The organism is Mycobacterium sp. GA-2829 (genome assembly GCF_001499965.1).
Classification (GTDB): domain Bacteria; phylum Actinomycetota; class Actinomycetes; order Mycobacteriales; family Mycobacteriaceae; genus Mycobacterium.
Genome location: NZ_LQIT01000011.1, coordinates 25,297 through 47,103 on the forward strand (window position 1 = coordinate 25,297; position 21,807 = coordinate 47,103).

Below are 21,807 nucleotides of genomic sequence, written 5' to 3' on the forward strand. Positions count from 1 at the left end.
CGTGGGTCGGCTCCATCGTCTCGGGGTTGCGTGTGGTTGATATTTGATCAAACATTGGATGGCCCCGGTCACACTATGGCCAAGGCGCTTCGTGGACAACCCCGTCCGATCACGCCGAAGAACCGGAGAGCACCCGTGAACGCCGCCCCCGTCGCACGACGTCCGGCGAGGCGGCGCGCCACTCGCCGCGAACAGCTCTCCGACGAGGTGGCGGGGCATCTGCGTGCGGCGATCATGACCGGAGCACTGCGGCCAGGGACGTTCATCCGGCTCGACGAGACGGCCGCGGAGCTGGGCGTGAGCATCACCCCGGTCCGGGAGGCGCTTCGGACATTGCGCGGCGAGGGGATGGTGCGGCTCGAGCCGCACCGCGGGCACGTCGTGGTGCCGATGACGCGCGGGGACATCGAGGACATCTTCTGGCTGCAGGCGACGATCGCGGAGAAATTGGCCGAGGCCGCCACCGAACGGATCAGCGAGACGCAGATCGAGGAGCTCGAGCAGCTCAACTCCGCGCTCGCCGAGGCGGTCGAGCATCAGGATCCGGAGGAGGTGGCGTTCGCGGAGTTCGCCTTCCACCGGGCGTTCAACCACGCATCGGGGCGGATCAAGCTCGCGTGGTTCCTGTTGCACGTGGCGCGGTACCTGCCGCCACTGCTGTATGCGACGGATCCGAGCTGGGGCACGGACGCGGTGGCCAGTCACCGGGAGTTGATCGCGGCGCTACGGCGGCGGGACGCGGAGACGGTGGTGCGGTTGACGACGGGGCAGTTCACCGACGGGGCGCAGAGGTTGATCGTCCGGCTGGAGAAGATCGGGCTCTGGGACTAGGCAACCCGGCTTCGCGCGCGTCTATGCGCTGCCGGCGCCCAAATGTTCGGCCCGGGCCTTGAGGTTGTCGGCCAGATAGTCCAGCGTCTCGCCGATCGCCTTCTTGACCATCGGCTTCGGGATGGGCAACTTGGTCTCGACATCCATGTCGACCGTCAGCAGCGACGACGCCCCGATCGACACCACCGAGAACCGCTGCTCGTGCTTGTCGAAATGGTCGCCCTGCTGCAGCAGCGTGAAGATCTGGTTCTCGCCCGGGTAGTAGACCGCGTTGATGAACGTGCCGGCCTGCCCCTGCACCTCGACGTCGAGTCGCAGCTGACTGGGCCGGCCGTCGTCATACCGGGCGAGGATCCAGCATCCTTTGATCTCGGGGTTCCACTCCGGGAACCTCTCGAAGTCGGCGACGATCGCCATGATGGCCTCGGCGGGCGCCTCGACCTCGACGGTCTTGCTCACGAGCGGCATCAGGGGAGCATATCGACTACTCGACGCGCGCCGTCTCCAGCAGCGACCTGATCGCCTCCGGGATCGGGACCGGGCGCCGTGTCGAACGGTCGACGTACACGTGCACCCAATGCCCGATCGCCGCGACCTGCACCGCGTCGCGTTCGAACAGCGCCAGGCGATAGGTCACGCTGCTGTTGCCCAACCGCGCCACCGACAACCCGACAGTCAGCGGGTCCGGGAACCTCAGCTCCGCGAAGTACTGACAACCCGACTCGGCGACCACTCCCAACCACGGCGCACTGACCGGGTCGACGTCCACCGTGGTGTTGATCCACCCGTTGATCGCGGTGTCGAACAGCGCGTAGTACACGGCGTTGTTGAGATGGCCGAACATGTCGTTGTCGGTCCATCGGGTCGACACCGGCCAGTGCACCGGGAAGTCACGGCTGGTGGGCCGGTCCGCGGATTCGGGGGGCATGGTTGCAGTCTCTCAGTCAGGGCAGTCTGTGAGCATGACCATGACGATCCGCGGCGCCGTCCTCGAAGAGATCGGCCGGCCCCGCCCTTTCACCGAGTCCGCGCCGCTGTCCGTGTCCGAACTCCAGCTCGATCCGCCCGGCCCCGACGAACTGCTGATCCGGATCGAGGCCGCGGGTCTGTGCCACTCGGATCTCTCGGTCGTCGACGGCAACCGCGTGCGGCCGGTTCCGATGCTGCTCGGCCACGAAGCCGCCGGCATCGTCGAGCAGATCGGTCCGGGCGGCTCCGACCTCGAGGTGGGTCAGCGGGTTGTGATGACGTTCCTGCCGCGCTGCGGCCACTGCACCGCCTGTGCCACCGGCGGTCTCACCCCGTGCGAACCGGGCACCGCGGCCAACAGCGCCGGCACCCTCATGCACGGCGACATCCGGCTGCACCGCGACGGCCAACCGGTGCACCATCACCTCGGGGTGTCCGGTTTCGCCACTTACGCCGTGGTGGACCGGCATTCGGTGGTCGCCGTCGACGCCGACGTCCCACCGGTCGTCGCGTCGCTGCTCGGTTGCGCGGTCCTCACCGGCGGGGGCGCGGTGCTCAACGTCGGCAAACCGCAACCCGGCCAGACCGTCGTCGTGGTCGGCCTCGGCGGCGTCGGGATGGCCGCGATGATCACCGCCATGGCGCACGACGGCGTGGACGTCGTCGGGATCGACCAGCTGGAGGACAAACTCGACCGAGCCCGCGCGATGGGCATCAACGCCGCCTACACCCCGGAGGAGGCCGCTGAACGGGGCCTCAAGGCAGCGGTGGTCATCGAAGCGGTCGGCCACCCCTCCGCACTCGAGACCGCGATCGCGCACACCGCTCCTGGTGGCCGCACGATCACCGTCGGCCTCCCCCGCCCCGATGCGCGGATCTCGGTGTCGCCGTTGGGTTTCGTCGCCGAAGGCCGGTCCCTGATCGGCAGTTACCTCGGGTCGGCGGTGCCGGCCCGCGACATCCCCCGGTTCGTCGAGCTGTGGCGCTCTGGTCGTCTCCCGGTGGAAACCCTGGTGTCCTCGACGATCTCACTCGACGAGATCAATGCCGGTATGGACCGCCTGGCCGAGGGCAAGGCCGTCCGCCAGGTCATCGAGTTCGACTAGGACCAGGCTCAGAACCAGGTGGGACGCATCTCCAGCGTGGTCCGGTCCAGGCTGTCGAGCAGGTCGAGCTGGGGTCCGACCTTCGGCAGCTCGTACCGGTAGAAGAACCGCGCCGCCTGCCGTTTGCCGTCGTAGAAGTCACCGGTCCGGCCCTCGGCGGCGAGGAACTGCTCGAGCCACATCCAGGCGATCACCACGTGCCCGAACGCCTCGAGGTAGACGACGCTGTTGGCCATCGCCGCCTCGATGTCGCCGGAGCCGAACATCGCGGTGGTGACGGCGACCAGCCGCTGCCACCGCGCGTCGAGTTCCTCCGCCAATGACGCTGCCTCACCACCGCATTCACCCGCGGCGGCCACCGTCGCCGCCAGCGCCCCGCCCACCGCGCGCAGGCTTGCGCCACCGCGCTGGGTGACCTTGCGGCCGAGCAGATCCACGCTCTGGATGCCGTGGGTCCCCTCGTGGATCGGGTTGAGGCGGTTGTCGCGGTAGTGCTGTTCGACGTCGTATTCGCGGGTGTAGCCGTAGCCGCCGTGGACCTGGATCGCCAGGCTGTTGGCCTCCAGACACCACTGCGACGGCCAACTCTTGGCGACGGGCGTGAGGATGTCGAGCAGATCCTGGTTGTCGCCGAGGTCGACCAGCCGCGCACAGTACAGCGCGAGTGCCAGCGCGCCCTCGACATAGGACTTCTGCGCCAACAACATTCGCTTCACGTCGGCGTGTTCGATGATCGGCACCTGCGGTGTGGCCGGGTCCTTGGCGGTGACCGGCCTGCCCTGCGGGCGTTCGCGGGCGTATTTCACCGACTTCAGGTAGCCGGTGTAGCCGAGCGCGACCGCGCCCATGCCGACACCCAGGCGTGCCTCGTTCATCATCCGGAACATGTAGGTGATGCCGCGGTGCGGTTCGCCGACCAGATAGCCGACCGCGCCGGGCTCGCCGCCCGGGTTGAAGACCCCCTCGCCGAAGTTGAGGACGGTGTTGGTGATGCCGCGCTGGCCCATCTTGTGGTTCAGCCCGGCCAGCACCACGTCGTTGCGCTCACCCACCGAACCATCCTCGGCGACAAGGTATTTCGGCACGACGAACAGCGAGATGCCCTTGGTGCCCGGCGGGCCGCCGGGAATCTTCGCCAGCACCAGGTTGACGATGTTCTCGGTGATCTCGTGCTCGGCGCCGGAGATCCACATCTTCGACCCGAACAGCCGGTAGGTGCCGTCGTCCCGCGGTTCGGCGCGGGTGGTGATATCCGCCAGAGACGATCCGGCCTGCGTCTCGGACAGCGCCATCGTGCCGGAGAACCGCCCGGCCAGCATCGGCCTGACGAACCTGTCGATCTGCTCGGCCGTTCCGAACTCGGCCAGCAGATTCGCGTTCGCGATCGTGAGCATCAGGTAGCCCGACGTGGCGAGGTTCGCCGCCGAGATCCACGCGAACGCGGCCTGGGCGACCGTCGCGGGCAGCTGCGCGCCGCCGAGTTCGGCGTCCATCCCCATCGCCAGCAGGTCCGCCGCGGCGAACGCCTCCCAGGCCTCTTTGACCTCGGGGATCACTGTCACCTTCTCGCCGTCGAAGGTCGGTTCGTGGGCGTCGCTCTTCTTGTTGTGGGGGGCGAAGTACCGTTCGGCGAGCTGTTCACACAGGTCGAGCACGCCGGTGAACGTGTCGTGCGAATGGTCGGCGAATCGTGGCCGCTGTGTCAGCTCGTCGACCCGGAGCCACTCGAAGAGCAGGAAGTCCAGGTCGCGGCGCGACAGCAGCGTCGATTTCATCGGATCGTGCTGACGCCGCCGTCGACGGGGATGATCGCGCCGGTGATGTAGGCGCTGGCATGGCTGGCCAGGAACACCGCGATCCCGGCCATGTTGTCGGGCGCACCGACGCGGCCGAGCGGCAGCGCCGCGCCGACGGCCTCCTCACCGGCGGCGAGCAGCACCTTGGTCATCCGCGACGGAAACAGGCCGGGCGCGATCGCGTTGACGAGGATCTTCGGCGCCAGTTCGGTCGCCAGGTGTTTGGTCAGCATGTGCACGGCGGCCTTGCTCGCCGAGTAGGAGAAGTTGTTGCGGCCCTTCTCCGGCGTGTGGAAGCCGTCGACGCTGCCGGTGTTGACCACCCGGGCCGGATCCTGTTCCGTCGCAGCGGCTTCGAGCAACGGCACCAGGGCGCGGGTGAGTAGGAAGACACCCTTGACGTTGACGTCGAAGACGCGGTCGAACCCGGACTCGGGGAACTCCGCGAAGGGCGCACCCCAGTTCGCGCCGGCGTTGTTGAACAGCGCGTGCACCCGGTCCTCGCGGGCGGCGAGCGCATCGGACAGCGTCTGCACACCCTCGGCGGTCCCGAGATCGGCGGGTACGGCCTCGACCCGGCCCAGCGGCGACAGTTCGTCCACCGCCGCGGCGAGTTCGGCCTCCTTGCGGCTGGACAGGTAGACCGACGCCCCCGCCTGCAACAGCCCGCGGGCGATCATCACGCCGATCCCGCGGCCGCCCCCGGTGACCACGGCGACCTTGCCGTCGAGTGAGAACAGGTCAGTCACTGCCTACTCCCGTCCGGACGTCCACGCCCAGCGGTGACTCGGTGCGCACCGCCTCGTCGCGGATCAGCCCGCGCAGCAGTGCGGTGCTGAACTCCTCGGCGATCTCCTGTGCGGTGCGCCGGCCCTGGGGCCGCAGCCAGCGGTAGGCGCCCAGCGTCATCCCGATGTAGCCGAGCGCCAGCACGTGCGAATCGCAGTCGTAGAACTCGCCGCTGGCGATGCCCCGGTCGATCACGTCACGCACGTGCTCGTAGACCTGGGTCTCCTTCTCGCGGATGTACTCGACCTGCTCCTCGGTGAACCACTCGCCGATGTAGGGGCCCTCCTGGAAGTACACGGCGGCGCGCTCGATGTCGTTGGCGATGCCGACGAGCAACCGGCGGGTGAAGTGGTAGATCGTCTCGCGGGCCGACGCCGTCGGATCGTCGTGCAGTGCGTCGACGGTGAAGTCGGCGGCGCCTTTGTAGATGTCGTAGAGGATGAGCGACTTGCTCGCGTAGTAGTGGTACACCGTGGCCTTGTTCAGGCCGACGGCGTCGGCGACGTCGTCCATCCGGGTGCCGTGGTAGCCGCGGGCGGCGAACAGTTTCGTCGCGACCCGCAGCAGTTCGTCACGCCGAGTCGACCCGTTCGGCGAGGCTTCCGGGGACATGACACCTCACTATCGGCGGGCCCGAGAAACGGGCGTCTATCAACTGGCTGGTCGGCCAGTCTATGGCAATGCCGCCGAGCCCTGTTTAAGTCCGGTGCGCTCGGTCTAGACTGCACCTGCACCCACAGGTCGCGTCACACTTTCCGGAGGTATCGATGGACCCGAATCCCGACTACGACGCGACCGACGAGATCGAATTCTTCTTCAGCTACCTCACCTGGGGTCTGCGCGGGGTCTCCGGCCCCGGCGGCGGCTACCCGCCGCCGGCCTACCCGCCGGTCTAAGCCGCTCCTGCCTGATCGCTGCTACGCAGCGGCTGCTTTGACGGCGCGGCCCACTTCCGCGCGCAATTCCGTGTACTCCGGTGAACGCCGCAGCTCGTCGGGGTCGACACCGGTGCGCGGCAGATCCACCGGCAGGTCCAGCGCCACCTGACCCGGCCGCCGGGTGAGCACAACGATGCGCGAACCGAGGAACGCGGCCTCGTCGGCGCTGTGGGTGACGAACACCGTCGTGCGGCCCGATTCCGCGCTGACCTGCCGCACGTCCTCCTGCAACCGTTCCCGGGTGAGGGCGTCGAGCGCGGCGAACGGTTCGTCGAGCAGGAACAGCGGGGTCTCGGCCGCCAACGCCCGCGCGATCGCGACCCGCTGCTGCTGCCCGCCGCTGATCTCCCAGATCCGCCGGTCCGCGGTCCCCTCGAGCCCGACGCGCGTCAGCAGCTGCTCGCGGCGCTCGGCGCGGCGGTCCCGCGGCACCCGGGCGTACTTCAGCGCGAGGTCGATGTTGCCGCCGACCGTCCGCCACGGGAACAGCCGCGGCTGCTGGAACACCACACCCGCGGTCAACCCCGGGGTCGGCGGAGTGCCCGCGACCGCGACGGACCCCTCGGTGGGCGCCTCGAAACCGGCAAGCAACCGCAGCAGTGTGCTCTTCCCGCACCCGGAGGCGCCGACGAGCACCAGGAAGGCGCCCGGTTCGACGGTCAGGTCGACGGGCCCGACCGCGGTCACCTCCTGGCCACCGCGGCCGTACCGGTGCGAGACGCCCCGCAGCGCGATGCCGACGTCACTGGGTGATGGCACCGGGTAGACCCTTGGTGTAGATCGCGTCCTGGAACGTCTTCAGCGGTGCGGCGGCCGGGATCTGCTTCTGCTCGGCGAGGAACTGCGATGCGCTCTGCAGGTTCACCGCGAGGTTGCCCGGCGCCCCGTCGGATCCCAACCACTCCGGTGAGGCGACCTCGGCCGGGGTCAGGTACACGCCCTGCTTGAGCTGTCCCGCAACCTCTTCCGGCGTCAGTCCGATCTCCGCGGCGATCGCCTTGGCCGCCGCCTGGGGATCGTCCTTGATGACGGTGAGCGCGCGGGCCTGCTGCTGACGCCAGATGTCGACCACCTCGGGGTGGGCCTCGGCGAATTCGTCGGCCACCACGGCCAGGTCCAGCGTGGGCTTCCCGTCGCGGGCCAGCTGACGGCTGGTGATCAGGTCCTTGCCGTTGCGGCGCAGCTGGTCCAGCGTCGGCAGCCACGAGTAGCCAGCGTCGATGTCACCGCGCTCGAACGCCGCCAGGATGGCCTGCGGCTGCAGGTCGACCAGCTGAACGTCGTTGGGCGACAACCCGTTCTGGTCCAGCGCGGCCAGCAGGCTGTAATGCGCGGTCGACGCGAACGGGGTGCCGACCCGCTTACCGCGCAGATCGGCGATCGTGTTCACGCCACTGACGTTGCGCGCCACCAGCGCCTCGTTGTCCCCGGCGACGTCGAGCACGAACGCCACCTTGTAGGGGATGTTCAGCGGCGCCGACAGCCCGCGGGCGACCGGGCTGGAACCCAGCGCGCCGAAGTCGATTTCCTTGGCGACGAACGCGGTGTTCACGTCGGCCCCGGAGTCGAACTTCGTCCACTTGATGTTGTAGTCCGGCAACGCCTCTTCGAGCCAGCCGTTGTTCTTGACGATCAGATCGCCACTCGGAAACGTCTGGTAGGCAATGCGAATGGTCTGCTTGTCCGCCGACTGCTCGGACCGGTCCACCGAGCAGCCGGCCAACGCCAGCATCGCAACGACCGCTGCGGCAAGGGCTTTGAATCTCATATTCTTCCTCTCCAGGGGACGGCGCGACGTTCGATCGTGCGCAACAAGCCGTCGATGACCAGACCCGAGATGCCGATGGCGAAGATGCCGACCAGCACGACCGGGGTGTTGTTGTAGTTGCTGGCGTCCTTGACCAGGCCGCCGACCCCGGGCAGCCCGTTGAACAGTTCGGCGGCGACCACCGACGAGTACGCCATGCCGACCGCCAACCGGATGCCGGTGAACGTCTCCGGCAGCGCCGAGGGCACCACCACGTCTCGGATCACCTCCGCGCGCGAGGCGCCCAGCGCGCGGGCCGCCTCGATCAGCCCGACGGGTGCGGCCATCACCGCCGCCGTCGTCGCGACGGCCGCCGGGGGCAGCGCCGCCAGCGCGAGCAGCGTGATCTTGGGTGCCTCGTCGATGCCGAGCCAGATGACCAGCAGGAAGAAGTACGCCAGCGGCGGCAGTGCCCGCAGGAACGTCAGCCACGGTTCGAGCACGCTGCGCACCCAGCTGATCGACCCCATGACCAGGCCGAGCAGCACGCCGAGCACCACGCCGATGACGACGCCGGCCAGCACGCGACGCAGCGTCATGTACAGGTGCTCGACCAACAGGTAGCCGCCGTACCCGCGCACCCCGTCGTGGGTGGTGGACACGTCGATGAACGCTCGCCACACCGTGGCCGGATACGGCACGAAGGTCTGGTTCCAGACACCGCTGGCCGCGGCGAGCTGCCACAGCCCGAAGAACACCGCCAGGGACAGCAGGGGCAGCGCGGCTCGGGTCAACCGGCCGCGCCAGTTACCGCGCGGGGCGGGGGCGGGCACGTCGCGTTGCGACTCGTCCGGGGTGATATCGACGAATACCGACACGGGTGACGACTTTCTGTGGCTGAAGCGAGGACGGTGGGCGTCAGCGACAACAGCAGGCGTCAGACAGCGCGCGGTTCACCGGCATATTGGTACCGCCACGGCGAGATGCGACAAAGAATTGCGATCCGCGTGAATTTATTCGGGTTGGCTGCCGCGGGCATCGAGCCGGCGCAGCACTCGGTCGACGACCGTCGGGTCGGTGCCCGATTCGGACCGCGCCTCGACGACGGCGTCCCGGGCGGCCGAGAGCATCTCGTCCTTGAGGGCGTTCACGGTCATCGGGTCCTTGGCACCGTCCTCGTCGCGCGTCAGCCCCAGCGAGTGCCACATCCGTTCGGCGTTGTCGCGCGCATGGTCGATGGCTTCGGCATCGGCGCCGTCCTCGTCGCGCAGTTCCTCGAGCCGTCGCATCCCGGCCTCACGGGCGCGGCGGATGAGGTCCTGGACCGCGTCGTCCTCCTCGCGCGGGGAGGCGCGCACGCCGAGCCGGCGCACCAGGGTCGGCAGGGTCAGCCCCTGCAGCAGCAGCGTGACGACGATGACCACGAACGCGAAGAACACCAGCCGTTCGCGCTCGGGGAAGTCCGGCGGCAGCGCCAGCACGGCGGCCAGCGTGACCACGCCGCGCATCCCCGCCCACGACGAGATCGTCATCTCCCGCCACCCGATCGGTTCGGCCACATGCGCTTTACGCCGGTGCAGCCGTTCATCGATACCCGCGACCGGGAAGATCCACGCGAAGCGCACGACGATCACCACCGCCGTCAGCACGAGGCCCTGGATCACCAGTTCCTTGATCGGCACGTCCGCGCTGGCGGCCACGGCGCGGATCTGCAGCCCGACGAACGCGAACGCCGCACCGGTCAACAGCAGTTCGACGATCTCCCACGTCGTGTTCGTGGCCAGCCGGGTCTGGGAGGATTCGACGTCGCCGTAGCGGCTCATCGCCAGCGCGACGGTCACGACGGCGAGCACGCCGCTGCCGTGGACGGCGTCGGCGGCCGCGTACGCCGCGAACGGGACGACCAGGACCAGTCCGCTGCCGGCCGGGTGCGGCGGCAGCTTGGTGACCAGCCAGCGCGTGGCGGCCGCGATGGCCAGACCGACCGCGACGCCGAGGACGACGGCGAGCCCGAGCGCCTCCCCGGCGCCCCACGCGGAGAAGGCGCCGGTCATCGTGCCCGCGACCGCGACCTCGTAGAGCACCAGCGAGGTGGCGTCGTTGGACAGTCCCTCACCTTCGAGGATGGTGCGCAGCCGCCGCGGGATGCCGAGTCTCTGCGCGACGGCGGTGGCCGCGACGGCGTCCGGCGGGGCGACCGCCGCCCCCAGCGCGATCGCCGCGATCAGCGGCACCGTCGGCACGAGCGCGTGCAGCGCCGCGCCGACCGCGACGGCGGTGACGCCGACCAGCGCGACGGCCAGCAGGGCGATGGGCCTGCGGTTGTCGAGGAATTCGCGCCACGACGTGCGGCGTGCGGCGGCGAACAGCAGCGGCGGCAGCACCAACGGCAGGATCAGTTCCGGGTTGGGGGTCAGCACCGGCACGGCGGGGATGAAAGCCAACGCCAGGCCGAACGCGAGCATGACCGCCGGATAGGGAATCGACAGCCGCTGCGCCGCGGGCGCGAGGACGACCGTCGCCGTCAGCAGCGCCAAGCACAGGGTCAGAGCGGCCACGGCGGCGATCCTTTCGGGCGGACAGGCACGTCCTTGTACCCGCAATCCCGCCGCCGGAAGCACGCGACCATAAGCTGCCTTACCGTTACCTTATCTTTTCCTTAAGAACCTTAATTCGGGTGTACGGTGGCATGCATCGCCGTCGAGGGAAGGAGTCAACATGCACCACGGACCGGATCGGATCGTCATGGTCACGGGCGCTTCCCGGGGGATCGGCGCCAACGTCGCGCTGCGTCTCGCCGCACCGGGCACCCACGTCATCGTCAGCCACCGCTACGACGCTGCGAACGCGGACACCGTGGCGGCGGCCATTCGCGACGCCGGGGGCAGTGCGTCGACGCTGGCCGCCGACATCTGCGACGCCGGTGACGCCGCCGCGATGATGGACATCGTCGCCACCCGCTTCGGCCGGCTCGACGTACTGGTCCTCAACACCAGCGGGATGGACTCCGATGCCGATCCCGGCTCCGCGATGCGGCTGAACCGCGACGCGCAGCGACGCCTGGCCGAACTGGCCGTGCCGCTGCTGCCTGCCGGCGGCCACATCGTGTACGTCACCAGCCACCAGGCGCACTTCTTCCCGCTCAAGGCGGTGCCGAAGGGTTACGCGGGCATCGCGGCCAGCAAGCGCGCCGGTGAGACCGCGCTGTACGGGATGCGCACCGATCTCGCCCACGCCGGTATCCATCTGACCGTGGTCTCCGGCGACCGGATCGACGGTCCGTCCGTCAGCCCGCGGGTCGACGGGCTCGCCGAGGCGGTCGTCGGGGTAACCACCGCCGAGCATCCGTCGAACATCGTGTTCGTCGGCAAGGCCGACTACCTCATGACCGCCTGACGGCGATCTCCCCGCCCTGCCGGGTGATCAGCCCGTCGCGTTCGAACGCGTCCAGCCACGTCGGCATCGGCCAGCGGCCCCACCGCTGATGAAAGATGCGGGCGTTGGCCACGATCGCCTCGACGTGTTCGACCGGCGGACGCGAGACCGGGTGGTGCTGGTGGTAGGCGTGCGCCCCGCCCACCCAGACGAGTGGGACACCGCGAAGTGCGGCGACCGCGCCGAAATCGGTGTCCTCGCCGCCGTATCCGGCGTACTCCTCGCAGAACCCGCCGAGCAGCCGCCAGGTCTGGGCGGTCACCGCGAACGACAGCGACCAGAACAGGTCGTGTCCGTCGGCCCCCACCAGGTCGCCCGGGGCCGGATCGGGCCTGCCCGGATGCGGTGCGGTCATCGTGTCCAGGGCGTCGATCGGGTAGCCGTCCGGAGGCGGCGGCGGCGGGAGATAGGTGACCGGACCGCTGAACAGTGCGGGTGCGGTGTGCTCGGTGCACGCCCGCACATACCGGTCGACGAGCGTATCGCCGGGAATGCAGTCGACGTCGAGGAAGATCACCGCGTCGGCGCCGCGCCGCAGTGCGTGCTCCGCGCCGAGGTTGCGCGCCCGCGCCAGCGGTAGCCCGCGGTCGGTCGACGCACAGTCGAGGACCTCGACATCGTCGTCGATGATCTGCGCGATGCCGGGGTCGGCCATCGCCACCACGATGCGCAGGTCCGCCTGCGTGCGGGACCGCGCGATCCCGGCGCTCTGCCGACGCAGGTGGTCGTGGCGCCCGTGCGCCACCGTCACCAGCGCGGTCCTCACGCCGCGATCACCGCTGCGGCGCGCGCTGCGGCGCCCTGTCCGCGCAACTGTCGCCACCGTGCGGTGTCCAGCGCGCGGGCCGCGGCGATCAGGTGCGGCCACTCGTCGGGGCGCGGCCACCGCGGTGCGGTCACCGCGACGCCGGCGTCGGCGAGGGCGGTCGCGGTCGCATGCTGTTCGGCGAAGGGGCGGCACTGGGGGATCACGACGGCCGCGACTCCCGCGGCCGCCACGTCGGCGATCGCGTTCTGGCCCGCGTGGGTCACCACGACGTCGGCGCCACTGAGCAACGGCCACAGCTCGTCCACCCAGCCGGCGGCGCCGCCGGCGGCGATCCAGCGGTACTCCGGTGCGGCGCAACGTAGTTGGTGCAGGGCATCGTCGGGTATCGCCGATCCGCCCGCCCCCGCGAGCAGCAGTCCGGTCGGTGCCTCCTTCGCGGCGGCGGGGGCGGTACCCCCGAAACGGCTGATCACCCCGACGTAGTGGGTGCGGGGGGCGTGGCGGGCCAGCCACTGCGGTCGGTACACCTCGTCGGCCCACGGCGCGACGATCGTGTCGGCGATGTCGTAGCCCAGCGCGTGGACGGGGTCGTCGCGCTCGCCCGGCATCGCCATCACGGTCACCGGGACACCGGTGAGCCGGCACAGCAGCGCCACCTCCACCGAGACGTCGACGACCATGCGCCGCGGGCGCAGCCTGCTCATCGCATCGACCAGCGCCGCCGCCCGGTCGGCCAGACCGTCGACGTGCAACGGGGCCCAGTGCAGCCGGCCGTTGGCGGTGGGATCGGCGGCCTCGGCGCCGGCCTCCGGGACGTCGAGGGGCAGCCTCACCCACTCGACGGCGGCGTCGAGTTCGCAGGGCCGCGGCGCCGAGGAGAAGAACACGACCTCCTCGGTGAGGTGCCTGCTGACCGCGAGCGACCGCGACGTGTGCCCGCGGCCGTGGTGGTGCACGTAGTACCCGATCACGCCGACACGCGTTCTTCCTCGTCGACTCCGATGAGTTCGGCGTAACGGGCGAGGTACCGCGCGACCATCACGGTCTGCGAACAGTGCGATTCGGCGCGCGCCCGCACCGGTCCGCGCGGCAGGTGCGCCGCCTCTTCCAGCGCCCGGGCCAGCGCGGGGATGTCCCCGGGCGGGGCGAGCCGGCCGCTGGCGGTGTCGATGGTCTCGGGGATCCCGCCGCGGGCGACGGCCGCCACCGGCGTGCCGCTGGCCAGCGCCTCGGCGGTGACCAGCCCGTAGGGCTCCTCCCAGCGCGGGGTCACGAGCGCGACGGCCGCCCCGCCCACCAGTTCGTTGAGCTCGTGGCGGCGCAGGTGGCCCTCGTAGGTCACCCCGTCGCCGAGTTCCGGGCGGATCGCCTCGTCGAAGTACGTCTGCTCGCCGACCGGTCCCGCGATCCGCAGCGGGTAACCGGCCAGGCGCGCGGCGGCGATGGCGTCGGGCAGTCCCTTCTCCGGCACCAGGCGTCCGCTCCACACGGCGTAGTCGCCGCCGGGTCCCGGCTTCCAGTCGTCGAGGTCGATGCCGTTGGCGATCACGGGCACCGGCCCGTTGACCGGTTCCCACTGCCGTGCGGTGAAGGCGCTGACGGCGGTGAAGGCGCCGGCCACGCCACCGGGTAGGGCGACGGCCTGTTCCAGCCACTTCAGCGGTGGGGTGTGCAGTGTGGTGAGCATCGGCATGGGCAGTGTGCGTGCCATCGCCAGCGGCAGGTAGTGCAGGCTGTTGTTGTGCACGACGTCGAATGAATCGGCAAGCGGGCCAGCCAGATCCATCATCACCGACAGGTAGGCGTGGGTCTCGTGCACCACCCAGTCGGCCACCGAGGGGTCCTCGCGGGAGGCCTCGGTCATCTGCAGGGTGTGCACCGGCAGCACATCCCACGGCAGGTCGACCGCGGAACCCGGTGCGGCGAACATCGTCACCGAATGACCTGCGGCGGCGAGCGCGTTCGCGAACTGGTAGACGAAGGCCTCGAGTCCGCCGGCGAAGGGTTGGCACACGGGGTAGCGGGCCGAGGCGATCAGCGCCACCCTCACGCGGCGTCCACCTTCGCCAGCGCCGCCCGGTAGATGCTCGTCATCTGCCGGCGTACGTCGTCGCGCTGCCGTGCCCGCTCACCGCGGCGGTCCTCTGTCGAACGACGTGCCAACCCTTCGGCCACCGCGCGGCGCAGGCTGTCGGCCATCGCCGCATCGGCGGAGTGGCGGTAGGTCGGATCGCCGTGCTGTTCGTGGAAGAACCCGCAGTCGGGCACGATCGCGGCGACGCCCGCGTCATAACACGCCTCCACCCAACCCGAGTGGGTGCCGAAGCGGTAAGGCAGGACGAGCGCATCGATCTCGCTGAGGTACTGCGCCAGTTCGCCGTCGGTGAAGCGGGGGTGCACGCGCACGTCGACACCGCGCGCGGCCAGCGCGTCGATGCGTTCGGCGGTCAGCAGATTCGCGCGGGGCGAGTCCCGGTAGTTCGCGTCGAGGTCGAGGCGCAGGCGCCAGCCGGGTTCGGCCACCGCGAGCAACGCGTCGACGACGGGGAGCGGATCGATGTTCGCGCGCAACGACTTTGCGTGCACCGCGACCACCGGCGTCTCGGTAGCGGTGCGCGCTCCTCGGATCGCCGTCAACGGCAGCACACGGGGGTGCGGGAGCACCGTCGCGCGGCGGCCCCACCGCTCGTGGATGGCGCGGGCGGCGCCGTCGGTGAGGGTGACGACGGCGTCGGCGGCCGGGACCAGCACGTCCAACCGCGCGAGATGGTCACGGGGGTCGACGAAGTGCGGATTATGCAGATCGTGGACGGTCAGCACCAACGGTTTCCGGCGCGTGGTGAGGACGTCGATGACGCCGCGCAACTCCGCTGGCGGTGTCGCGTCGAACCCGAAATGGACATGCATGACATCGAAGTACCCCGATTCGTCGGCAAGATATGACGAATCGAGGAACTGTGGGGGCCACCACTGTTCGGGCGATGTCGCGCCGGGTGGTCGCGGATCATCCAGAAGGACAATGTGTTCGGGGTCGGTGATGGCGCGCACGTACGGGTGCGCGGCCGGAACCGAGGCAACAGCGATCAACCATCCAAACCTGTCGAGCAGCAGGGGGCGGCACACCCTCGCCGCTTGCTAGACGATTGCGCCACCGAAGTTGTATCACGATCACTGGCCTACCCTCGACCTGGTGAGCGAGCACGACGCCGGACGGGTGTGGCACTACCGCGCCTTCTACCGCCCGCCCGGGTGCGAGCCGGCGACGGCGCAACCGCTGTGGCTGGTGGTCGGCAACTGTCAGGCCGAAGCGCTGCGCGTGCTGCTCGACGCGGTACCGCAGCGGCCGTACCGGACCGCCCGCATTCCACCGGTGCACGAGCTGGAGCGCGCGGATCTCCGCCACCTCGACGCGCTGCTCGGCGAGACCGCGGTACTGCTCTGCCAACCGATCCGCGACGACTACCGCGGACTGCCGCTGGGCACCGCACAGTTGGCCGAACGACTCCCCAAGAGCGCAAAAGTGTTGCGGTGGCCGGTGATTCGCTACGCGGGCCTGTACCCGTTCCAGGTCATCGTCCGCCACCCTGCCGATCGGTCGGTCACCCCTCCCCCGGTGCCCTACCACGATCTGCGCACCATCGTGGCCGCCCGCGACGGTCTGCCCATCGACGCCGCGTGGGACGTCGAGGTGCCGGCGGCGCAGCTGCGTGCGGTCGCCGAGGCCAGCAGTGCCGAGCTCGCCCGGCGGGAGCGCGCGCACACCGACGTCGGGGTGTCCGACGTGTTCGCCCGGTACGGCGCGGACGCCGCGCACACCATCAACCACCCCGGCAACGGGGTGCTGGCAGAGCTGGCAGACCGGATCCTGCGTCATGAAAACGTCACACTTTCCGTCGACCCACCGGCGCGCACACTGCTCGGCTCCATCCGCGCACCGCTCGAGGGCCGGGTGCTCGCGGCGCTGGGCATCGCTGCCGAACCGCGCACGAATTGGGAAGAGCCACAAAGAACCTGGGCGCCGGACGATGTGCACGCCATCCAGCGTCGCTGGTACGACGCCCACCCCGACTACATCGGGCTCGCCGTCGAGCGGCATGCCGCCACGCTGGACCTGCTGGGGCTGGCGGCATGAGCAGGCCCGTCACGCATCTGGTCGTCGGCCCCCGTGAACACGGCGTCACCCGGTTCGGGCTGGAACTCGCAGATTCCCTGCAGGGCAACGTCTCTCGTGAGGGTCCGCCCCACGACGGCGGTGTACACGTGCAGTTCACCGACCGTCTCTTCGGCAGCAGCCCCGAACAGGCGACCGCGGCGGTGCGCACCCTGGTGCACGACGTCCGGGCCCGCGGCGGACGCGCCACCGTGACCCTGCACGATCTGCCGCAACCGTCCGACGGCGGCAACCACGACCGGCGCCGCGCCGCGTACGCCGAGGTGGCGGCCCTCGTCGACGGTGTCGTCGTCAGCAGCGAGCACGAGCTCGCGCTGCTCGACGAGGCCGGGGTGCGGGCTCGCCGCGTCGCGGTGATCCCGCTGCCGGTCGACGTCGACGCCTGCGGTGCGCGACCGCGCCCGCAGGGACCGCCGACCGTGGGTATCTTCGGCTTCCTCTATCCCGGCAAGGGGCACGCCGAGGTGATCGCGGCGCTGGCCGGTGCCGCCCCGGATGTCGAGGTCCTCGCGCTCGGGGCGCCGGCGGCCGGGCACGCCGACCTCGTCGACGACCTGACCCGCGAGGGCGCCCGCACGGGCAGGCGGTTCCGCGTCACCGGGCACCTCCCCGACGCCGAGGTCCGCGGCGCACTGCGCGCCGTCACCGTGCCGGTGGCGCCGCACCGCCACGTGTCGGCGTCGGGCTCGCTCAACTCATGGCTCGCCGCCGGACGCCGTCCCCTCGCACCGGCGAACCGGTACAGCCGCGAGATGCAGCACCGGAACCCCGACGCCGTCCTGCTGTACCCGGACACCCCCGACGGTCTGCGCGAGGCGCTGCTGCGCGCGCTCGCGGACCCGGCCTCCACCTGGCTGCCGCCCGGCACGGTGTGCCACCCGTCGCGCGCCGCCGCGGCGCGCGAGTACGCCGAGGTGCTGGCCCGGTGGCACGCATGACGGAATCGGCGATACCGCTGAGCGACGGCCGCGTCACCGTACCCGCCAACCGGTGGGACCTGCTGGCGGGCCGTACCGCTCCCGACGTCACCGTCGGCGTCGTCATCCCGTACTACAACCAGCAGCGCGAACTGGACCGCACGCTCGCCGCGCTCGCCGGCCAGACCTACCCCGCCGGCCTGGTGCAGGTGGTCGTCGCCGACGACGGGTCCGCCCACCCGCCGGTGCTGCCCCGGTCCGGTCTCGACGTCACCACCGTCCGCCAGGACGACCTCGGGTTCCGCGCCGCGGCGGTCCGCAACCTCGGCGCCGCGGCCACCGACGCCGCGGTGCTGTGTTTCCTCGACGCCGACACCGTCCCCGAACCCGGATACCTGCGCGCCGTCACCCGGCTCCCTGCCCAACTGCCCGACGCGCTCGTGGTGGGCCGGCGCCGCTACGCCGACCTGGACGCCGACCCGCCGCGACCACTGCCCGACCCGCGCTGGCTCACCGACGCCTATGCCGCCACCGCCGATCTGCTCCACCTCGACCACCGCTCCTACCGTTACGTCATCAGCTCGGTGATGTGCTGCAGCGCGGACCTGTTCACCGACCTCGGCGGGTTCGACGAGTCATTCGTCGGCTACGGCGGGGAGGACTGGGAGTTCGCCCACCGCGCCGTCGCAGGCGGTGCCGTGCTGCACCACGCCCGCGACGCCGTCGCCTGGCACCACGGACCCGACTGGGGAAGCCGCGACGTCGCCGACCGGGCCACGGTCAAGAACGCCGAGGCGCTGGCCCTGTCGCGGCGCATCACCGACCCCGACGCCCGCCGTCTCGGGCTGCGCTACGCACTGCCCGACGTCGCGGTCGCCGTCGACAGCGCCGATCACACCGCGAGTTCCCTCGCCACCACGATCGGCGCCTTCCTCGGCGAGGACGCCGGGATCTGGGTGCACGGCGACGACGCCGACACCCTGTTGCGGACCATCGGCGCCGACGACGGCCGCCTCCGCACCGGACCGGTGCCGCCCGACGTCCTGCGGCGCAGCCGGTTCCTCGTCACCACTCGCGGACGGGTCGACATGGCCCGGGCCGGCGTCGCATCACTGCTGCGCATCTGCTCCGGCGATGGGGTCGGCGCCGTTACATCCAGCGCGCCGGGTGTCGCAGTCACGTGCCGGGCGACCTGGGCAGTCAACCGGGTACGCCGGTGGACCACCGGCACAGTCCGCTTCTCCGATCCCGCCGACGCGGAGCGGGTGAGCCGAACCGTCACCCTCGACGCCGACGCGATCGGACTGCGCTGCGGTCCGGAGGAGCCGGACCTGTCCTGGTAGGGGGGCCACGACCCCGCTCCGGACAGATGGCAAACTATCGCGATGCAAATCGCGATCCCCCGCGAATCCCAGCCCGGTGAGACGCGCGTCGCCGCCACTCCGCAGACGGTCGGGCAGATCATCAAGCTCGGCTACTCGGTCGTCGTCGAATCCGGCGCGGGCGCCGCGTCGAGTTTCGCCGACGCCGCCTACGTCGAGGCGGGCGCCGAGATCGGCAACCCCTGGTCGGCCGATGTGGTGCTCAAGGTCAACGCCCCGACCGACCTCGAGATCGCCTCGCTGCGCGACGGGGCGACCCTGATCAGCCTCATCTCCCCGGGGCTGAACCCCGAACTGCTCGAGAAGCTGTCGTCCCGCCGGATCACCGTCCTGGCGATGGACGCGGTCCCCCGCATCTCCCGCGCCCAGTCCCTCGACGTGCTGTCGTCGATGGCCAACATCGCCGGGTACCGCGCGGTCGTCGAGGCCGCACACACGTTCGGCCGGTTCTTCACCGGTCAGGTGACCGCTGCGGGCAAGGTGCCGCCGGCCAAGGTGCTGGTGGTGGGCGCCGGTGTCGCGGGGTTGGCGGCGATCGGGGCGGCGGGCAGCCTCGGCGCGATCGTGCGGGCCACCGATCCGCGTCCGGAGGTGGCCGATCAGGTCGCATCGCTGGGCGGGGAGTACCTGGCGGTGGATCCGGCGGCGGCCGAAGTGTCGGCGACCGGTTACGCCAAGGAGATGGGCGAGGACTACAAGGTCCGTGAGGCGGCGCTGTACGCCGAGCAGTGCAAGGACGTCGACATCATCATCACCACGGCGCTGATCCCCGGGCGGCCCGCGCCGCGCATCATCACCGCCGACATGGTGGCATCGATGAAGCCGGGCAGCGTGATCGTCGACATGGCCGCGGCCAACGGCGGCAACGTCGAGGGCACGGTCAAGGATCAGGCGGTCGTCACCGACAACGGGGTGACGATCATCGGCTACACCGATCTGGCGGGGCGGCTGCCGGCGCAGGCCTCCCAGCTGTACGGCACCAACCTGGTCAACCTGCTCAAACTGCTCACCCCGGAGAAGGACGGCCAGCTCACCCTGGACTGGGACGACGTGGTCCAGCGGTCGGTGACCGTGGTCCGCGACGGCGAGATCACCTGGCCCCCACCCCCGGTACAGGTCTCCGCAGCGCCCGCCTCGGCTGCCACGCCCGCCGCCCCGGTCGAGGCCAAACCGGCCAAACAGCCGATGACGGCCGGGCGCCGGTTGGGGTTGGCGTTCGGTGCGGCGGCGGTGTTGTTCGTGTTGATCGCGATCTCGCCGGCGGCGTTGCAGGTGCATCTGACGGTGTTCGCGTTGGCGATCGTGATCGGCTACTACGTGATCGGGCATGTGCACCACGCGTTGCACACCCCGCTGATGTCGGTGACGAACGCGATCTCGGGGATCATCGTCGTCGGCGCGCTGTTGCAGATCGGCCACCACGACACCGCGATCACCGCCCTGGCCACGGTGGCGATCCTGCTGGCCTCCATCAATGTCTTCGGCGGGTTCGCGGTCACCCGCCGCATGCTCGCGATGTTCTCGAGGAGCTGACGTGCTGTCTATCGAAACGGTCGCCACGTCGGCCTACGTCGTCGCCGCGCTGTTGTTCATCCTGGCGTTGGCCGGGCTGTCCAAACACGAAACCTCCAGGGCGGGCAACACCTTCGGCATCGCCGGGATGGCGGTCGCGCTGATCGCCACCGTCGCGCTGGCCTTGGACCGCGACATCGAAACCCTGGGCCTGGGCCTGCTGGTCGCGGCGATGGCCGTCGGCGCGGCGATCGGGCTGTGGCGCGCGCGGGTGGTCGAGATGACCGGCATGCCCGAGCTGATCGCACTGCTGCATTCCTTTGTCGGCTTGGCCGCGGTGCTGGTCGGCTGGAACGGCTACCTGCACGTCGAGGCCCAACCCGACGGTGCCGAGGCCGCCCACCTCGCTTCTGAGGGGATGCTCGGGATCCACTCGGCCGAGGTGTTCGTCGGAGTGTTCATCGGCGCGGTCACCTTCACCGGGTCGATCGTGGCCAACCTGAAACTGTCCGCGCGGATCAAATCCGCGCCGTTGATGCTGCCCGGCAAGAACATCCTCAACGTCGGCGCGCTGGTGCTGTTCGTGGTGTTCACCGTGTGGTTCGTCATCGACCCGCAACTGTGGCTGCTCGTGGTCGTCACGGTGCTGGCGCTGCTGCTGGGCTGGCATCTGGTGGCCTCCATCGGCGGCGGCGACATGCCCGTGGTGGTGTCGATGCTCAACAGCTACTCCGGCTGGGCCGCCGCCGCATCCGGCTTCCTGCTGTCCAACGACCTGCTGATCATCACCGGCGCGCTGGTCGGGTCCTCGGGTGCCTACCTGTCCTACATCATGTGCAAGGCGATGAACCGGTCGTTCATCTCGGTGATCGCCGGCGGGTTCGGGATCGAGGCCGGCCCGGCCGAGGACAAGGATTACGGCGAACACCGCGAGATCACCGCCGAAGGGGTCGCCGAACTGCTGGCCGGGGCCGATTCGGTGGTCATCACCCCCGGATACGGCATGGCCGTGGCCCAGGCTCAGTACGGGGTGGCCGATCTGACCCGCAAACTGCGCGAGCGCGGGGTGAACGTGCGCTTCGGGATCCACCCCGTGGCCGGCCGGTTGCCCGGGCACATGAACGTGCTGCTGGCCGAGGCCAAGGTCCCCTACGACATCGTGCTGGAGATGGACGAGATCAACGACGACTTCGACGACACCGCCGTCGTCCTGGTCATCGGCGCCAACGACACCGTCAACCCCGCCGCATCCGAAGACCCCGGCAGCCCGATCGCCGGCATGCCCGTGCTCACGGTGTGGAACGCCGACAACGTCGTGGTGTTCAAACGCTCCATGGCCTCCGGATACGCCGGCGTGCAGAACCCGCTGTTCTTCCGCGACAACACCCAGATGCTCTTCGGCGACGCCCGCGACCGCGTCAACGACATCCTCGCCGCCCTGTAGT

22 protein-coding genes are annotated in these 21,807 nt (G+C 70.2%); 9 read left to right on the forward strand and 13 right to left on the reverse strand.

From position 1 onward, the window contains the following. Positions 1 to 135: 135 nt before the first annotated feature. Complete coding sequence (locus AU194_RS08000) at positions 136 to 831, forward strand: GntR family transcriptional regulator (RefSeq protein WP_011557541.1); 696 nt, start codon at positions 136 to 138, stop codon at positions 829 to 831. A gap of 21 nt (positions 832 to 852) precedes the next feature. Here AU194_RS08000 and AU194_RS08005 read toward each other — a convergent pair whose 3' ends face one another. Then, on the reverse strand, positions 853 to 1,299 hold the full coding sequence (locus tag AU194_RS08005; RefSeq protein ID WP_011557540.1) for an SRPBCC family protein: 447 nt from the start codon (positions 1,297 to 1,299) through the stop codon (positions 853 to 855). A gap of 16 nt (positions 1,300 to 1,315) precedes the next feature. Further along, the gene (locus AU194_RS08010) at positions 1,316 to 1,759 is read right to left on the reverse strand and encodes a thioesterase family protein (RefSeq protein ID WP_011557539.1); all 444 of its coding nucleotides are present in this window, start codon (positions 1,757 to 1,759) and stop codon (positions 1,316 to 1,318) included. 40 nt (positions 1,760 to 1,799) lie between these two features. Between AU194_RS08010 and AU194_RS08015 the strand changes: the two genes are divergently transcribed. After that, positions 1,800 to 2,906: an alcohol dehydrogenase catalytic domain-containing protein gene (locus tag AU194_RS08015; protein ID WP_085975440.1), complete on the forward strand. Its 1,107-nt coding sequence runs from the start codon at positions 1,800 to 1,802 to the stop codon at positions 2,904 to 2,906. 8 nt (positions 2,907 to 2,914) lie between these two features. Here the strand turns inward: AU194_RS08015 and AU194_RS08020 are convergent, their stop codons facing one another. The 3 genes from AU194_RS08020 to AU194_RS08030 are packed head-to-tail and all read right to left on the reverse strand — an operon-like array spanning position 2,915 to position 6,103. Next, positions 2,915 to 4,681 (reverse strand): acyl-CoA dehydrogenase, encoded by a 1,767-nt coding sequence (locus tag AU194_RS08020; protein ID WP_011854199.1) that lies wholly within the window; start codon positions 4,679 to 4,681, stop codon positions 2,915 to 2,917. Continuing rightward, positions 4,678 to 5,451: an SDR family oxidoreductase gene (locus AU194_RS08025; RefSeq protein WP_011854198.1), complete on the reverse strand. Its 774-nt coding sequence runs from the start codon at positions 5,449 to 5,451 to the stop codon at positions 4,678 to 4,680. The genes AU194_RS08020 and AU194_RS08025 overlap by 4 nt, the downstream gene beginning before the upstream one ends. Beyond that, on the reverse strand, positions 5,444 to 6,103 hold the full coding sequence (locus AU194_RS08030; protein WP_059088705.1) for a TetR/AcrR family transcriptional regulator: 660 nt from the start codon (positions 6,101 to 6,103) through the stop codon (positions 5,444 to 5,446). The genes AU194_RS08025 and AU194_RS08030 overlap by 8 nt, the downstream gene beginning before the upstream one ends. Before the next feature lie 155 nt (positions 6,104 to 6,258). Here AU194_RS08030 and AU194_RS31690 point away from each other — a divergent pair, with 155 nt between their 5' ends. After that, positions 6,259 to 6,387 carry a hypothetical protein gene (locus tag AU194_RS31690; protein WP_157575948.1) on the forward strand — a complete coding sequence of 43 codons (129 nt, stop codon included), beginning with the start codon at positions 6,259 to 6,261 and terminating at the stop codon, positions 6,385 to 6,387. 21 nt (positions 6,388 to 6,408) lie between these two features. Here AU194_RS31690 and AU194_RS08035 read toward each other — a convergent pair whose 3' ends face one another. The 4 genes from AU194_RS08035 to AU194_RS08050 all read right to left on the reverse strand — a co-directional run bounded on the left by AU194_RS08035 (position 6,409) and on the right by AU194_RS08050 (position 10,734). After that, entirely contained in the window at positions 6,409 to 7,188 is a 780-nt protein-coding gene (locus AU194_RS08035) for an ABC transporter ATP-binding protein (protein WP_059088706.1), read from the reverse strand. Next, positions 7,172 to 8,197, reverse strand: a complete 1,026-nt coding sequence (locus AU194_RS08040) for a glycine betaine ABC transporter substrate-binding protein (RefSeq protein WP_059088707.1) — start codon at positions 8,195 to 8,197, stop codon at positions 7,172 to 7,174. The genes AU194_RS08035 and AU194_RS08040 overlap by 17 nt, the downstream gene beginning before the upstream one ends. After that, complete coding sequence (locus AU194_RS08045) at positions 8,194 to 9,054, reverse strand: ABC transporter permease (protein WP_059088708.1); 861 nt, start codon at positions 9,052 to 9,054, stop codon at positions 8,194 to 8,196. The genes AU194_RS08040 and AU194_RS08045 overlap by 4 nt, the downstream gene beginning before the upstream one ends. A 135-nt stretch (positions 9,055 to 9,189) precedes the next feature. Then, positions 9,190 to 10,734 carry a Na+/H+ antiporter gene (locus tag AU194_RS08050; RefSeq protein WP_197417546.1) on the reverse strand — a complete coding sequence of 515 codons (1,545 nt, stop codon included), beginning with the start codon at positions 10,732 to 10,734 and terminating at the stop codon, positions 9,190 to 9,192. A gap of 160 nt (positions 10,735 to 10,894) precedes the next feature. On the opposite strand from AU194_RS08050, the gene AU194_RS08055 reads away from it, so the two are divergent. Next, positions 10,895 to 11,572 carry an SDR family oxidoreductase gene (locus AU194_RS08055; protein ID WP_059088709.1) on the forward strand — a complete coding sequence of 226 codons (678 nt, stop codon included), beginning with the start codon at positions 10,895 to 10,897 and terminating at the stop codon, positions 11,570 to 11,572. Here the strand turns inward: AU194_RS08055 and AU194_RS08060 are convergent. The 4 genes from AU194_RS08060 to AU194_RS08075 are packed head-to-tail and all read right to left on the reverse strand — an operon-like array spanning position 11,559 to position 15,467. Next, positions 11,559 to 12,377 carry a glycosyltransferase family 2 protein gene (locus tag AU194_RS08060; protein ID WP_059088710.1) on the reverse strand — a complete coding sequence of 273 codons (819 nt, stop codon included), beginning with the start codon at positions 12,375 to 12,377 and terminating at the stop codon, positions 11,559 to 11,561. The genes AU194_RS08055 and AU194_RS08060 overlap by 14 nt on opposite strands. Further along, positions 12,374 to 13,351, reverse strand: a complete 978-nt coding sequence (locus tag AU194_RS08065; protein WP_059088711.1) for a glycosyltransferase — start codon at positions 13,349 to 13,351, stop codon at positions 12,374 to 12,376. Before AU194_RS08065 ends, AU194_RS08060 begins: the two co-directional genes overlap by 4 nt. Beyond that, positions 13,348 to 14,430 carry a glycosyltransferase gene (locus tag AU194_RS08070; RefSeq protein WP_059088712.1) on the reverse strand — a complete coding sequence of 361 codons (1,083 nt, stop codon included), beginning with the start codon at positions 14,428 to 14,430 and terminating at the stop codon, positions 13,348 to 13,350. The genes AU194_RS08065 and AU194_RS08070 overlap by 4 nt, the downstream gene beginning before the upstream one ends. Then, on the reverse strand, positions 14,427 to 15,467 hold the full coding sequence (locus AU194_RS08075) for a glycosyltransferase (RefSeq protein ID WP_197417547.1): 1,041 nt from the start codon (positions 15,465 to 15,467) through the stop codon (positions 14,427 to 14,429). Before AU194_RS08075 ends, AU194_RS08070 begins: the two co-directional genes overlap by 4 nt. Positions 15,468 to 15,570: 103 nt before the next feature. Here AU194_RS08075 and AU194_RS08080 point away from each other — a divergent pair, with 103 nt between their 5' ends. The 5 genes from AU194_RS08080 to pntB are packed head-to-tail and all read left to right on the forward strand — an operon-like array spanning position 15,571 to position 21,806. Continuing rightward, entirely contained in the window at positions 15,571 to 16,512 is a 942-nt protein-coding gene (locus tag AU194_RS08080) for a WcbI family polysaccharide biosynthesis putative acetyltransferase (RefSeq protein ID WP_059088714.1), read from the forward strand. Further along, on the forward strand, positions 16,509 to 17,489 hold the full coding sequence (locus tag AU194_RS08085) for a glycosyltransferase family 4 protein (protein WP_059088715.1): 981 nt from the start codon (positions 16,509 to 16,511) through the stop codon (positions 17,487 to 17,489). The genes AU194_RS08080 and AU194_RS08085 overlap by 4 nt, the downstream gene beginning before the upstream one ends. Next, positions 17,486 to 18,811: a glycosyltransferase family 2 protein gene (locus AU194_RS08090; RefSeq protein WP_059088716.1), complete on the forward strand. Its 1,326-nt coding sequence runs from the start codon at positions 17,486 to 17,488 to the stop codon at positions 18,809 to 18,811. The genes AU194_RS08085 and AU194_RS08090 overlap by 4 nt, the downstream gene beginning before the upstream one ends. Positions 18,812 to 18,853: 42 nt before the next feature. Continuing rightward, positions 18,854 to 20,383, forward strand: a complete 1,530-nt coding sequence (locus AU194_RS08095; protein WP_059088717.1) for a Re/Si-specific NAD(P)(+) transhydrogenase subunit alpha — start codon at positions 18,854 to 18,856, stop codon at positions 20,381 to 20,383. 1 nt (position 20,384) lies between these two features. Continuing rightward, complete coding sequence (pntB, locus tag AU194_RS08100; RefSeq protein WP_059088718.1) at positions 20,385 to 21,806, forward strand: Re/Si-specific NAD(P)(+) transhydrogenase subunit beta; 1,422 nt, start codon at positions 20,385 to 20,387, stop codon at positions 21,804 to 21,806. Position 21,807 lies beyond the last annotated feature (1 nt).

What these genes read in the sequence shown, in the direction of transcription:
- AU194_RS08015 (WP_085975440.1), top strand. Translation starts at nt 1,800, where the DNA reads ATGACGATCCGCGGCGCCGTCCTCGAAGAGATCGGCCGGCCCCGCCCT.
- AU194_RS31690 (WP_157575948.1), top strand. Translation starts at nt 6,259, where the DNA reads ATGGACCCGAATCCCGACTACGACGCGACCGACGAGATCGAATTCTTC.
- AU194_RS08010 (WP_011557539.1), bottom strand. Translation starts at nt 1,759, where the DNA reads ATGCCCCCCGAATCCGCGGACCGGCCCACCAGCCGTGACTTCCCGGTG.
- AU194_RS08020 (WP_011854199.1), bottom strand. Translation starts at nt 4,681, where the DNA reads ATGAAATCGACGCTGCTGTCGCGCCGCGACCTGGACTTCCTGCTCTTC.
- AU194_RS08040 (WP_059088707.1), bottom strand. Translation starts at nt 8,197, where the DNA reads ATGAGATTCAAAGCCCTTGCCGCAGCGGTCGTTGCGATGCTGGCGTTG.
- AU194_RS08085 (WP_059088715.1), top strand. Translation starts at nt 16,509, where the DNA reads ATGAGCAGGCCCGTCACGCATCTGGTCGTCGGCCCCCGTGAACACGGC.
- AU194_RS08055 (WP_059088709.1), top strand. Translation starts at nt 10,895, where the DNA reads ATGCACCACGGACCGGATCGGATCGTCATGGTCACGGGCGCTTCCCGG.
- AU194_RS08030 (WP_059088705.1), bottom strand. Translation starts at nt 6,103, where the DNA reads ATGTCCCCGGAAGCCTCGCCGAACGGGTCGACTCGGCGTGACGAACTG.
- AU194_RS08005 (WP_011557540.1), bottom strand. Translation starts at nt 1,299, where the DNA reads ATGCCGCTCGTGAGCAAGACCGTCGAGGTCGAGGCGCCCGCCGAGGCC.
- AU194_RS08095 (WP_059088717.1), top strand. Translation starts at nt 18,854, where the DNA reads ATGCAAATCGCGATCCCCCGCGAATCCCAGCCCGGTGAGACGCGCGTC.
- AU194_RS08090 (WP_059088716.1), top strand. Translation starts at nt 17,486, where the DNA reads ATGACGGAATCGGCGATACCGCTGAGCGACGGCCGCGTCACCGTACCC.